Below are 12,777 nucleotides of genomic sequence, written 5' to 3'. Positions count from 1 at the left end.
CAGACAGCCCCCTATCAATCCAATCGAACTCCCGCTGGCAGCGGCTTTCGGCGATCCTAGGCCGGACGTGCGCGCGGATGCTGGCCAACCCCTATCACAAATCAGAATTAGGAGGAGCGGCTTGGTTCGTCGAAGCGCTTGCCATCGCAATAGGTTGCGACCGAGAATCAAGTCACGCTCATGACAATGAGGTGAGCTTGGATCTCAAAAAAAGAGAAGACTTAATTTGCGCCTCGCTATTGCAGTCACGAGCCTGAGTTAAAATTATATTAAATGATCTATGATTTATTAAGGCACCCTGTGCAATTGACAGTTGTAGGCCGTGATGCTGCTGAACCGCTCTGATAGCCAGACCAAGTTGACTGCGTTGGACAGCGCGCATGCTCTGATCGAGTTCGACCTCGCGGGCAAAGTCATCTCCGCCAATAGAAACTTTCTGGCGCTTCTCGGCTATGAACTAGATGAGATCCGCGGGAAGCATCACTCCCTATTCGTCGATCCCACCGAGCGCGAAAGCCCAGCCTACAAGGAGTTCTGGGCGGCGTTACGCCGAGGTGATCATCAGGTCGCCGAGTACAAGCGAGTCGGCAAAGGCGGTCGCGAGGTGTGGATCCAAGGAAGCTACAGTCCGCTGATCGGCCGTAACGGCAAGCCGTACGGCGTGTTCAAATGTGCCACCGACGTCACTGCGCAGACGCTGCGAAACGCTGATTTCGAGGGCAAGATGAATGCCCTCGACCGCTCGCAGGGCATTATCGAATTCAACCTCGACGGAATGGTCATCACCGCCAACGCCAGCTTCCTTGCGGTGGTTGGCTACAGCCTTGACGAGGTGAAGGGTAAGCACCACGCGATGTTCGTCGATGCAGCAGAGCGCGACAGTGCAGCCTATCGCACTTTCTGGGAAACGTTGAGGCGCGGCGAGTTCCAACAAGCCGAGTACAAGCGCATCGGAAAGGGCGGTAGAGAGGCCTGGATCCAGGCCACCTACAATCCGGTTCGTGATGCTGCGGGCCGCCTCGTAAAGGTGGTGAAATTCGCTACCGACATCACTGAGGCAGTTGCCGACCGACTGCGGCGGGCAGAACTGCATCGGGGCGTCGACCGCGACCTGGACGGCATTGCCATAGCGCTATCTCAGGCATCGCAACAGGCGGTCGGCGCAGCAAGCGCCGCTGAAGAGGCCTCTGGTAATACGCAGAGCGTGGCTGCCGGATCAGAGGAGCTGGCCGCGTCGGTTGGCGAGATCAGCGCCCAGGTGAACCGTGCGTTGCAGGTAACTGGTCGGGCGGTCGAGCAGGCGGTTGCAACCTCGACAGTCGTTGCTGGACTAGCCTCCACCGCGCAGCGCATCGGGGAGGTGGTCGAGATGATCAAGACGATCGCGGGCCAGACCAACCTGCTGGCGCTTAACGCGACCATCGAGGCGGCCCGGGCCGGCGAAGCGGGCAAGGGTTTCGCGGTGGTGGCCTCCGAGGTGAAGTCCCTCGCAACGCAGACCGCCAAGGCGACCGAGAGCATCAGCAGTCAGATCGCGCAGACTCAGGCCGCGGCGAACCAAGCTGCCACTGCCATCTCCGGCATCGGGCAGACGATCGGCGAGGTCAACGAGATTTCCTCGGCTATCTCGACAGCCGTGGAACAGCAGGCTGCCGTCGCCCAGGAAATGTCGGCGAACATGCAGGCCATGACCCAGGCCGTGGGAGAGATCAGCCGTAACGTCAGCATGATCGCCGGCTCGACCCAAGAAATCGATGCTTCCACGCGGCTTGTGCGCGAAGCATCGCGAGCCATGGTCGCTTAGATGCCTGATCCCGCTACGTCTGCTTCGGCCAAGTAACTGGCCGATTGTAGACTGTCGAGAAATCACCCCGAGCCGCCATTCCGGTGTCGACCCAATTCAGTCATTGGGCGGCCCCGCGGACATCCCTCAAAGCAGACGAGCTGCGGCAATCTTCTGAACATCCCGATGTGGGGGCATACTAGGTGCCGACTGTGTCAACACCGCCGAACCGTCCGTAGCGGTCTTCCAGGTCGACGAGGTCGGACGGGTCCGCCACGTCGCGGCGGGCCGCGGCGATGACGAGGCCGGCATGACGGGAGAGTTCCGCCGCCCGATCGGGCCGCCTCTCGACCTCGGCGACGCGGGCGAGCACTACGAGCATCCGGCCGAGCACGTGAACCGAACCGGCGGCGTTCTGCCGGATCATGTGGAACATGGCATCGCATAGACCATCGTAATCCGTGACTGGGTGGACAAGCACGGTGCGACCGTCGCGGACCGTCACGCCGGTCGGCAGGTGCCTCGGCGCGATTCGGCACAGGGCGTCGCCGAGATGGTCGACCACGCTGCCGGCGGTGAACGGATCGTTGATGCCGGGTGAGAGCGCGCGGATCGCGATCTCGACCAACTGCCGCGCCGAGTATTCCGGGTCCTGGAGCGCGGCGGGGCGGCGTCCGAGCGTCACCGCGTCGAGGACGGCGGCCTCGGCGCCCTCGGTCTCGCCCGACAGGAACGCGATGGGGAAACCGCTCGGCACGTAGTCGCCGGGTCGCACCCGCAGGGTGACCTTGATCCCGCGCTCGTGGGCGCAGTCCGCCAGGGCATCCTCGTCGATGGCCTGGACGTAGCCGCCGCCGGTTGCGGCAGGGGCCCTTCCTGTCGGGGCATCACCGGGGCGGGCGATCCCCGGCTCGTCCCGGGTATGGGTCGCGATGGCCTTGCACAGGTCCTGCTGGACGGCGTCGACCACGGTCTCGATGTTGATGCTCGTGGCGATGTGGTGGACGAACCAGACCAGCGTGCCGACCGCGACCAGCGCCAGGACGAGGGCACCGGTGATGGCGAGGTGCGGGACGAAGGGGTCCTCCTCCACGGTGCGCACCGTGCGCAGGACCATCAGCGCGTAGGCGAAGGTCCCGAGGAAGATGCCGAGCACCGTTTGATTGCGGCCATCGCGGATGAAGTTACGCAAGAGTCGGGGACCCATCTGGCCGGAGGCCAGGGTCAGGGCAGCGATGGTGATGGAGAAGGTCGTGCCGGCGACCCCGATGTTCGATGAGGCGATGGCGCTCAGCAGCGCCCGCGCACCCTCGGCCCCGCCGGAGTAGCCCCAGTTCGTGTCCGGCGAGGAGGGGTCGAAGCCGGCGACGTGGGCCGTCTCCAGCCAGACCCCGAACTGAGCCAACAGGATGCAGCCGAGGACGACGAGGGCCGGCCGGAGCCAGAACATGTCGCCGAGGATTTCCAGCCAAGCTTTGACGCGCGCGTTCATCGTTACGGACCGACCCCTTCCGAGCCCGGCAACGACCGGCACGATGGGGCGTTCCGGATGACCGCTGGCGAGAAGGACGGCCCTTGATCTCGATCTTCGACCTCGCGGCGATGCTGCTGACGCTGTCGGCGCTGTTCGGCTGGCTGAACCGCCGCTTCCTGCGCATGCCGCACAGCATCGGCCTGCTCGTGATGGGGCTCCTCGCCTCGCTCGCGCTTGTGCTCGTCGACGTCGCCTTCCCGGCGCAACACCTCTACCAGGACCTCACCCGCGTCCTCGACCAGGTCGACTTCACCGGCGTTGTCATGAACGGCATGCTGGCCTTCCTGCTGTTCGCCGGGGCGATGAACCTCGACCTCCGGGCGCTCCGTGAGCGGGCCATGGCGGTGGCGACGCTCGCGCTGCTTGGGACCGTCATCTCGACCGCACTGGTCGGCGGGGCGTTCTGGGCGGCGGGACAGGCGCTCGGAACCCCGGTGCCGCTGGCCTGGGCGTTGGTGTTCGGCGCGCTGATCAGCCCGACCGACCCCGTCGCGGTGCTGGCCACCCTGAAGAACGTGGAGGTGCCGGAAGCCCTCGAAGTCGAGATGCAAGGCGAGGCGCTGTTCAACGACGGCATCGGCATCGTGCTGTTCACCGTGCTCGTCGCCTTCGCGTCCGGCCGAGGTGGCGAGGCGACGAGCGCGGGCGGTGTGGCGACGCTGCTCCTCCACGAGGCCGGGGGCGGCGTGCTGCTGGGCATCGTGACCGGCTACGTCGCCTACCGCGCGATGAAGGCCCTCGACGACTTCCCCGTGGAGGTCTTGATCACCCTGGCCCTCGTGACCGGCACCTACGCCATCGCGCAGAAGCTCGGGGCGAGCGGGCCGCTCGCGGTGGTGGCCGCCGGGCTGCTGATCGGCGAGCGCGCGCCGCGCTACGCGATGAGCGACACAACCCAGAGGTACGTCTCCGCCCTGTGGACCCTGATCGACGAGGTGCTGAACTCGGTCCTGTTCCTCCTCATCGGCCTGGAGGTACTCGTCCTGCGCTTCCAGGTGGCCGGCCTGGCCCTGGCCGCCTGCGCCGCCCCCATCGTGCTGTTCGCCCGCCTCGTCGCGGTCTCGACACCGGTCCTGCTGTTCCGCTGGGGCGGCAACCTCTCGCTCGGCAACGTGCCGTTCCTGACCTGGGCGGGGGTGCGCGGCGGCATCTCGGTGGCGCTGGCACTCTCGATCCCGGAAAGCGATGCCAAGCCGGCCATCCTGGCGGCAACCTACGCTGTCGTGCTGTTCACCACCATCGTGCAGGGCTCGACCCTTGGTCTCGTGGCGCGGCGAACCCTTCGAGCAAACTAACCGTCAGCGACTTTCGCTCGGCCAAAGCGAACCAACAGACGGAATCACGAGGGGCCTGTTGAGGCGCGTGAGGATCTGGCGACAACGTCCGCTCAGATGCATCGCATTCATCAGTGATGATCCAGACTTCTCGGAACCTACCGCTACACCTTGGGTTAGGCGATTGTTTCCGGAGTGTTTCTAGGACTTTGAGGGTGGTGGTATGACGGTTCGGTTCCTGGGTATAGCAGCGGGTCTCACGCTCGCAGCGTTCAGTTTCACAACCCCGGCTTCGGCAAACGGTGTCGATCGAGCAGCAGGTTTGAAAGACACGCCGACAAGCTGGGCCAGGATGACCGGCCACCGCTCGAAGATGGGTCGTCGGGTATACCGGAATAGGGGAGCGGGAACGGCTTCGGCGTCGGCACCGAATGGTCGCGGGTACGGGATGGGTCCGACCGGCCAGCCGAGCGGCGTCAAGTAAGACGTCGCGACCGGCTTCGTCGCCGATAGGTTGGCGGTGCCTGCGGCGGTTCCAACGTCATCACCTCGGCCATGCACGCGCTTGCGCATGGCCGGTCATCCCGCCACGCGACGAAAGGTAGTCCCTTGTCGATGCGACACGCACGTAGCTCTTCGATCCGCTTTGCCGTCACGAGCGGACTGGGCCTGTTGATCCTGGCGATTCCGTGCGCAGCACAGGCGCAGTCGGTTGGCAGCCGGATCGATCAGCCGACCCCAGGAACCTTGCCCGCCGGGACTCACAACACGGACAGCTCCACAGCGCCAGCAAACCAGCCGACCGGGCGTGTCGCGCCGCCGAGCGCGATTAGCTCGTCCACGGATGTCATGCAGGGAGGCCCCGTCCAGGGGGGCGGGAGCAGCGGCACGGTCAATCCGATCCAGCATCTGCCCGAGAACATGAAGCGGTAATCGGCCGGACCAAGCTGAATGATCAGCGGCCGGCGGGAGAACGGTTTCCTGCTGGCCACATATCGCGCTGCTGAAAGACTTGAGCGTGACACAGCAGCGGCAACCGTATTCGATATCGCCGGATGAACATCGTAAATCAGGATCGCGACCGTTTTCTCGTGCTCATCCGGCGATCATTGCAGGAATTCATCGGTCTTCCACTTTTGGTGGTCGGTGCATTTCTTGGCCTGTTCGCACTCACTTATCTGCTCGACGATACGCTGTGGGGTGGTCCCGGGCCCGCGCCGATTGCCTGGTTGGCCCATCTGCTCGGTGACACGGCTGCGATCGCCAGCCTGCTGAGCACCGTTGCGTCCGGCATGATCACGGTGACCTCGATCACCTTTTCACTTCTCCTGATCGCCGTGCAGCAGACGGCCTCGACGCTCTCGACGCACGTCTACGACCAGTTCATCCAGCGACGCTCGAATAAACTCAGTTTTGGTTTCTTCGTCGGACTCAGCGTTTTCGTGCTGCTGACGCTCGGCAGCGCCAACCCCGACCACAAACCGATTATCGGAGCGCTGCTATCGCTCCTGATGACGGGCGCGGCGCTGTGCATGGTGGTGATCCTGATCTACAGCACCATCGATCAGATGCGGCCGCACTCGGTCATCACCGCGATCCACGATCATACGATCAAGGCCCGCGCGGTGGACGGGCGCATGATCAAGGGCACTCGCCGATCTCTCCGTGCCGGTCTTTCATGGTCGCAGACGGTCCGAACGGACGCGTACGGTGTGGTTTGCGGCATCGATCTGTCGACGATCGAACGGTCCGCAGAGGAGCATGGCGCCGATATCGAGATTATTGGCCGCGTCGGCACCAATCTCGCCTTCCGCGACCCGCTCTTCCGTATCCATGCCGCACGGCCGCCATCGGCCGACGCGCTGTTGGCGTTGGAGAAGGCGGTGACAGCCGCCATCACGATCGAACCGCGTCGCACCATCGACAGCGATGCCGGCTTCGGGATCGAGCAGCTTTATTCGATCGCCTGGACGACCGCCTCGACGTCGAAGCAGAACCCGCAACCCGCGATCCTCGTGTGCCACTGCCTGCGGGACATCATCGCCCGTTGGAGCCGCACCGATACGATCCCGGAGAACAGTGCGTCCCGCGTCGTCTATGCCGATCGGGGGGTGGACGATGCGATCCTGGCAATCGCCTCGATCGGCGTCGTCGCTTCTGAGAGCATGCAGAGCACGCTGGCTGCCGAGGTCTGGCGGACCCTCGCGACGTTGATCGATGATGCACCGGGCGAACGGTTGCCGGCGCTGACCGACACGGTGCGACGGCTCCTATCCAGCCTCGGGGATCACGTCCTGACCCGTGATCTCGGCGAGGAGCTGTGCCGCTGCCGTCAGAGCCTGAAGAACAGAGGCGAGCCGGATGCCGCCGAGGCCATTCGGGTGGCGGCCGAAACGCTCGCCGAGAGCATCGGCACGCTCAACTCACGCGGGACGCGCGTGCCTACATCCGCCTGAGCAGGGTCGCCCGTCACTCTTTCTCAGGCGAGGCGCGCGACGGCTTGGGGGGACAGGCCTTTCGCCTCATGGGCGCCCGTGCCGTGCACGGCATCGCTACCGATGATTCCGCCGCCCACGGAGGAGGCCGGCGGGTTTCCGGTGGGCGCTCCGGCGCCGGAGGACGGAGCCTTCCGGGTCGTCATGGTTGCCGTTCCGGCGGCGTTCGGCGCAGCGGTCTCCGCACGCGCGAGGTCCGTCGCGACGACGACCAGGGCTGCAGCAGTGAGAACCCGTGCAAGCATGATGGTCTCCGAAAAAGGCCTGCCGCAACGCGTAAGAATCAGATCGGTTCGTCGGCACAGGGAAGCGCGTCCACGCATCGCTGTTTCGATCTCACGATCAGTCCGACGTTCGACGCCCGCGCACTGCGGACGGCTCAGTCCGCGCTCAGCCCAAGTTGCAACTTGTCCGTCAGCCGGTCGTTGCGAAACGTCAGCGTGAGATTGGCGCCGTAGGTTCCGCGACCGCGCCAGGAATAGGTCGCGCGCTTCTCGCGGCCGATGGTGAGATGCGAGACGCGCCGTCCCCCGCAGCCGACGCAGGTCGCGGACATGGCTGTAACGCATGCCGTGCTTGAGAGCGGTGTATTGGGCGCGGTCGACGCGGCAGGGCCTCGCGCTGGGGACCGAGCTGCGTCGGCGGCCGATGCGGCGAGCATCAGGGCGAGCGAGATTGGGACGAGGATCTTCTTGCGCATCGGCGTCTCACCCCGGCTGGCCGGAGGGGGGCCCGTTCACCGGCGGCTCGTCCGACGAACTGGCTTCCACCGCCTTTGTCTCGACCTTGAGATCTTGGCGCATGTCCTGGATGTGGTCCGTAACCACCTTCTCGCCGGGCTTGAGACCCGCGACGATGGCGGTGCACTCTCCGAAGCTGTCGCCGGTCGTCACCGGCTTCTGATGCACCACGCCTTTGTCGTCGACCACGTAGACGATCTGCTGAGCGAGTTGCGCTGAGAGGGCGATCGTCGGGATGAGAACCATCTCCTCTGTCCCGGTCTTCACTCGGGCCCCCACGAACTGGCCGGGGAGGAAGCGTTCGTCCGAGTTCGGCAGGCGAACGCGCGCGACCGGCACCGGGCCGATGCCGGTCTGGATCGCCCGCTCCGGCCCGTAACCGTGCCGCACCAGCCGCGCGCGTCCGTCCGGCAGCCGCAGATCCTGCATTGCGCTCAAGAAGGCGTCCGCCTCAATCTCGACAGCCTGGGCGAGCAGCCGGCGGGCGCCGGCCCGCAGCACCTCGGTCAGGGGATCGTCGAGGTCTTCGGGATGACGAAGTCGGACGACGTTGGTAGGTGTCTCCATGGCGTATCGCTCTCGCTGAGAGGTTCTGGCAGGCTCGACACCCGCCTCGATACGCCGCCTTCAACTCACCGTCGTCACCCAATCTCCCGCATAGCTCCTGCGTCGACAACCCAGCCCGCTTCGGACGATCGCAATGCGTCGGGGCGCATTATGGTCTGACGCCGCGGCTCTACCTGTCCGGCGAGACGCTGCGGGTCGGCCGGGTCTCGAAGTGCGGCGACACGATGATGCGCGCCGCACTGTATGAGGCCGCGCTCGTGCTGCTGACTGGCCCTCGGGTTCGATGGTCCTCGCTGAAGTTCTGGGGGCTGGCTGTGGCCAAGCGCAGAGGCATGCAGAAGGTCCTCGTGGTCGTCGCTCGCAAGCTGGCGATTGTGCTGCATCGCATGTGGCGCGACGAGATGGACTTCCGCTGGTCGACCGAAGCCGCGACGGCGGCCTGAAGCTTACGGATCAGCATCACGTAACACCGAGCTCCTCCGGCGTGGAGGAGGTCCCTGTGGGGACGACGGGAGCGGGTGAGACCGAGGAAACTCGAGCGTCGGTTCTGCCGAGCGCGCGGCTTAGGGCACCTAACAAAACCATCGTTCGATGAAGCGCCAGACGACGAGGGCGGTCGCCAGCGTCGAGAATGCGAGATGGATGTCGGCCCGTCGCTCGTAGCGGATGGCGAGGCGACGGAACTGAGCGAACCAAGCCAGCGTGCGCTCGACGACCCACCTGTGACGTCCCAGCCGCTGGCTGCTCTCGATCCCGCGCCGGGCGATGCGGGGCTGGATGCGACGGCGGGTCAGCGCCTGACGACAGCGGCGATGGTCGTAGGCCTTGTCGGCGTGCAGCTTCGAGGGACGCGTGCGCGGCGGTCCCCAGCATGAGCGGATCGGCGGGATGGCATCCACGACCGCCTCCAGCATCCGGCTGTCATGGACGTTCGCCCCCGTCAGCTTCAGAGCGAGGGGGATGCCCTTCGCATCGGTGACGATGTGGCGCTTCGTGCCCGGCTTGCCCCGATCGGTCGGGTTCGGGCCCGTCGCCGGGCCCCCCTTTTGGCGGCGATCGAGGCGCTGTCGAGGGAAGCTCGACTGAAGTCGATGCCGTTCTGGCGACCGAGCCGGTCGAGCAGCGCGTGCTGCAGACGGTCCCACACTCCGGCCTTCTGCCAATCCCGCAAGCGCCGCCAGCAGGTCATCCCCGAACCGCAGCCCATCTCCCGGGGCAGCAGCTCCCACGGCGTGCCCGAGCGCAGCACGAACAGGATCCCCGTCAGTGCCGCGCGGTCGGAGGTTCGAGGCCGACCGCCCTTCGGCTTGGCCCGTTCAGGCGGAAGCAGCGGTGCGATCTCGGCCCACAGGCCATCGGGAAGGAGCGGTCTCGCCATCTCCCCTCAACGCGCGAAACCCAGTTTTGTTAGAGGCTCTTAGATGGATCCGCCCACTCCCTCTAACCCCATCATGAGGCGGCGCTCGCTGACCTCCGAGAGAAGCAAGAGCTCCAAAGGACCGATCACGCGTCGAACCAGGATGCGCACGAAAGGGCGTTGACCGATGAACCCCGAATAGAGAACGAGTTTCCCGAGGCGACGTCCGCCAGCACCTGACCCACCAAGGATAGATCGGCTACCAGCCGCCGCAGCCGCGCGTTCTCGCGCTCGAGGTCCTTCATCTTCCTGGTCTGGTCCACTTGTAGGTCGCAGTACTACTTGCGCTAGCGATAGCAATTTTGCTCGTATATTTCCTTTTACTTGCACGCCAGCACTAAACTATTGCCTTAGGCTGTCTGCACCTCGATCTGGCGCAGCTTCAGCACGACCTGCTCCGCGCTCGTCTTCTGACCTCGCCGCATGTCCGACTCCTTCGGTCCTGGCTGATCCTCTCAATCAGTCCGGTCCAAAGCCAGCCGGTCAGGTCAGGAGAGCCCGCAGAGCAACGGCATGGCCGAGGCGTTCGTGCGAACCTTGAAACGCGATTACGTACGTGTCTCGGTGCTACCGGACGCCGAGAGCGTGCTGCGCCAGCTTCCTGTCTGGCTGGCGCACTATAACGACCTTCATCCTCATCGTGCGCTCGGCTACCGTTCGCCGCGCGAGTTCATCGCCCGATCAACCCAGGAGACCCTGTCCGGTCTTTAGGGGGCAACAACACCTTCCAGCACGATGCGCATCTTCTCCTCGGCCGAGAACTGCCGCCGTGTCGCGCGGCGGATGTCCTTGATTACGGCTTCTGCCGGCTTTTGTGCCGGCCTGGACGTCTGTTTCATCTTCGCTCCTGGGGGCTACGATGAACCAGACACCCTCTGTTCGTGAAGACCCTCAATCTGTCTCAGGAGTGCTGACGGCAGACAGGGCGTGCTGCTTCGAAGAAGGTACGACAGCGGTCCTGTCGATCGGTAAGGATAATGATATTACGGAATGGCATCGTTTAATGGACTTGGTGACGGCAATAAATTTTCTTGGCAATATGTGATCGAGCTGCGGCATACCCAGGAGAAACTAGCGGGTAATCCCGCGGAAGGCCGTATCGGCTGCGGTACTCATCAGGCGTTATCCCGTGGGCGGACAAATGGCGTTTGATCGACTTGTACTCCTTGCCATCAATGAAACTGACGAGGCGATCGTAACGGATCGAATCAGCGATCTCCGACTTGCTGCGAGGCGCGTGTGTTCGATCGGGCAGTGTCTTGGTCTGCAACGACATCAACGCCGAGTAGATGCACTTGATCATCATCGGCATGTCTGCCGAAGTGACAGCGTTTCGCGAAACATAGGCCGCGGCTAGGGCAGCGGTCAGCGTCATCATTGATGCCGACTTCGATCCCGAGGTTGCAATGCTCATTGTGCGGTCCCATCCATTGGATGCTCGCTATCTCAGGAGCGCCTGATCAACGAGAGATTATACCATATACATCTTCGCCTGTGGTTGAGCAATAATTATTTAGCAAACCAACAGGACTCGTGTTGCGCTATATTTGCATGTTTTCGCAAATATTATACTTTTCGCGCATTTGAACTATCCACTCTGTTGGTTGGGCTTGATCTGGAGAGTTTTTTTCTGTAAGGGCGCCCAACGTCCGTTTGGCTGTGGCATGAATCCGTGACTCTAAATCTTGTTTTATGGGTGTGAAGTTGGCTCAGTTGCGGCGCGACCCCAGTATTTGGCGGCCTCAAGCGAGTTTTTCGGCAAATTTGAAATCGAAAAAGCAGATTGATTTGTTCAACGATACGGGCGGCATTGCCGTGTATCTCGATGTAAATACAGCTGGTAGGCCAAATATAAGTGTTTGCGGCAGCCAAGCCGAAACATTTAGCTTCTGGAAAACCACCTCTTCGAGTGGATTCATTTCAAAGCCTAAATTTGCAGCAGGCCTTCTGACGTTTCGGTTCGTCACGGACGGCCATATTGTTTATGCGGATCAAACCGGCGACAAGATCGCGTCAAGAATGATTGCCGTCTTGACGGGCTTTGATAGCCTTCGTGAAGTTCGTGCGCCCGGTGCGGTCTGCGCTTTGAGCGCGACGATCGCGGTTGAAACTCTCGCAGCCGCGCAAAAGGCCCTTGCGGGTAATGAATATACTGGTCTTCCGCTGTTGGAACGGGTTGCTAGTATGTCGTTTCCCGGCATGACAGCCCTGTTATGCACCATTCGCATCTTGCAGGATAGACTTGACAATCTTGATGGGCAATCTGATTTAATAGTACCTTTGATAAGGGAAGTAATTAGCTACCAAATATTGTCTTTCTGGCCGAAAAAAGCAGCAAAAACTGCGCCAGTTTTAAATGAGCTTGCAGTGCCACGGCAGCTTAGGTTAGCAATCGATTACATCGAAACGCATCTTTCCTCTCCGCTAACGCTAGTCGATGTCGCAACTGCAGCGGGCACTGGCGTTCGGTCGCTTCAAAATAAGTTCAAAATCGAAATCGGCCAGACGCCGATAAAATACATAATTAGCCGAAGATTGGCACGCGCGCACGAGGACATTCTATCCGACAAAAACCGAGACTTGTCTATATCTGAAATAGCTCGTGCGTGGGGTTTTGTTTACATGAGTGATTTCTCCAGACGTTATCGCATGCAGTATGGCTGTACGCCGTCTGAAACACGGAGATCGACATTATAATTTTGATAAGGAAGTAGAATTATAATTATTATTAGCTGAATAAATATCGCTCTCATGATTGGATGCGCTGATATTTATCGACATCAGCTCGGAGATTTGCTCGATAGGAATCGGCCTGCTGAACAGGTATCCCTGCATCTGCTTTAGAGCGCCTAACAAAACCATCGTTCGATGAAGCGCCAGACGATGAGGGCTGCGGCCAGGGTGGAGAAGGCAAGATGGATGTCGTGTCGCCGCTCGTAGCGGATGGCGAGGCGACGGAACTGGGCG

General features: G+C 62.4%; 10 protein-coding genes and 5 pseudogenes. 6 read left to right on the top strand and 9 right to left on the bottom strand.

The genetic code is table 11. The features are described from left to right. Nucleotides 1–325: 325 nt before the first annotated feature. A complete protein-coding gene (locus ACLBX8_RS25460; protein ID WP_447715965.1) occupies nucleotides 326–1,804 on the top strand; it encodes a methyl-accepting chemotaxis protein in 1,479 nt (492 codons plus the stop codon). Nucleotides 1,805–1,982: 178 nt separating this feature from the next. Here ACLBX8_RS25460 and ACLBX8_RS25455 read toward each other — a convergent pair whose 3' ends face one another. Further along, nucleotides 1,983–3,275, bottom strand: coding sequence for a DUF2254 domain-containing protein (locus ACLBX8_RS25455; protein WP_447715935.1), 1,293 nt, complete (start codon nucleotides 3,273–3,275; stop codon nucleotides 1,983–1,985). A gap of 83 nt (nucleotides 3,276–3,358) precedes the next feature. Between ACLBX8_RS25455 and ACLBX8_RS25450 the strand changes: the two genes are divergently transcribed. Then, on the top strand, nucleotides 3,359–4,612 hold the full coding sequence (locus tag ACLBX8_RS25450) for a cation:proton antiporter (RefSeq protein ID WP_447715934.1): 1,254 nt from the start codon (nucleotides 3,359–3,361) through the stop codon (nucleotides 4,610–4,612). Between the two features lie 1,034 nt (nucleotides 4,613–5,646). Next, nucleotides 5,647–7,047, top strand: a complete 1,401-nt coding sequence (locus ACLBX8_RS25445) for a DUF2254 family protein (protein WP_447715933.1) — start codon at nucleotides 5,647–5,649, stop codon at nucleotides 7,045–7,047. 23 nt (nucleotides 7,048–7,070) lie between these two features. Here the strand turns inward: ACLBX8_RS25445 and ACLBX8_RS25440 are convergent, their stop codons facing one another. The 3 genes and pseudogenes from ACLBX8_RS25440 to ACLBX8_RS25430 all read right to left on the bottom strand — a co-directional run. Continuing rightward, nucleotides 7,071–7,331, bottom strand: coding sequence for a hypothetical protein (locus ACLBX8_RS25440; RefSeq protein WP_447715932.1), 261 nt, complete (start codon nucleotides 7,329–7,331; stop codon nucleotides 7,071–7,073). A gap of 134 nt (nucleotides 7,332–7,465) precedes the next feature. Then, nucleotides 7,466–7,786, bottom strand: coding sequence for a hypothetical protein (locus tag ACLBX8_RS25435; protein ID WP_447715931.1), 321 nt, complete (start codon nucleotides 7,784–7,786; stop codon nucleotides 7,466–7,468). A 355-nt stretch (nucleotides 7,787–8,141) separates the two neighbouring features. Beyond that, nucleotides 8,142–8,393 (bottom strand): annotated as a pseudogene (locus ACLBX8_RS25430) (IS256 family transposase); the annotation flags it as partial. 83 nt (nucleotides 8,394–8,476) lie between these two features. Between ACLBX8_RS25430 and ACLBX8_RS25425 the strand changes: the two are divergent. Next, nucleotides 8,477–8,836, top strand: a pseudogene (locus tag ACLBX8_RS25425) (transposase); the annotation flags it as partial. Between the two features lie 129 nt (nucleotides 8,837–8,965). Here the strand turns inward: ACLBX8_RS25425 and ACLBX8_RS25420 are convergent. Further along, a protein-coding gene (locus ACLBX8_RS25420) for an IS5 family transposase (RefSeq protein WP_091981788.1) occupies nucleotides 8,966–9,771 on the bottom strand; the annotation gives its coding sequence in 2 pieces (ribosomal slippage) (nucleotides 8,966–9,441 and nucleotides 9,441–9,771; 807 coding nt in all). 191 nt (nucleotides 9,772–9,962) lie between these two features. Beyond that, a pseudogene (locus tag ACLBX8_RS25415) lies at nucleotides 9,963–10,235 on the bottom strand (IS3 family transposase); the annotation flags it as partial. Between the two features lie 61 nt (nucleotides 10,236–10,296). Here ACLBX8_RS25415 and ACLBX8_RS25410 point away from each other — a divergent pair. Further along, nucleotides 10,297–10,521, top strand: a pseudogene (locus tag ACLBX8_RS25410) (integrase core domain-containing protein); the annotation flags it as partial. Here the strand turns inward: ACLBX8_RS25410 and ACLBX8_RS25405 are convergent. Both ACLBX8_RS25405 and ACLBX8_RS25400 read right to left on the bottom strand, forming a co-directional pair. Beyond that, a complete protein-coding gene (locus ACLBX8_RS25405; RefSeq protein WP_447715967.1) occupies nucleotides 10,518–10,649 on the bottom strand; it encodes a hypothetical protein in 132 nt (43 codons plus the stop codon). The pseudogene ACLBX8_RS25410 and the gene ACLBX8_RS25405 sit on opposite strands and share 4 nt — an antisense overlap. 161 nt (nucleotides 10,650–10,810) lie before the next feature. Beyond that, the gene (locus ACLBX8_RS25400; protein ID WP_447715930.1) at nucleotides 10,811–11,224 is read right to left on the bottom strand and encodes a MucR family transcriptional regulator; all 414 of its coding nucleotides are present in this window, start codon (nucleotides 11,222–11,224) and stop codon (nucleotides 10,811–10,813) included. 278 nt (nucleotides 11,225–11,502) lie between these two features. Between ACLBX8_RS25400 and ACLBX8_RS25395 the strand changes: the two genes are divergently transcribed. Continuing rightward, nucleotides 11,503–12,507 carry a helix-turn-helix transcriptional regulator gene (locus ACLBX8_RS25395; RefSeq protein ID WP_447715929.1) on the top strand — a complete coding sequence of 335 codons (1,005 nt, stop codon included), beginning with the start codon at nucleotides 11,503–11,505 and terminating at the stop codon, nucleotides 12,505–12,507. Between the two features lie 152 nt (nucleotides 12,508–12,659). Here ACLBX8_RS25395 and ACLBX8_RS25390 read toward each other — a convergent pair. Next, a pseudogene (locus ACLBX8_RS25390) lies at nucleotides 12,660–12,777 on the bottom strand (IS5/IS1182 family transposase); the annotation flags it as partial.

It is taken from the genome of Methylobacterium sp. D48H (assembly GCF_053345715.1).
This window is presented reverse-complemented; position numbering and strand designations above follow the sequence as displayed.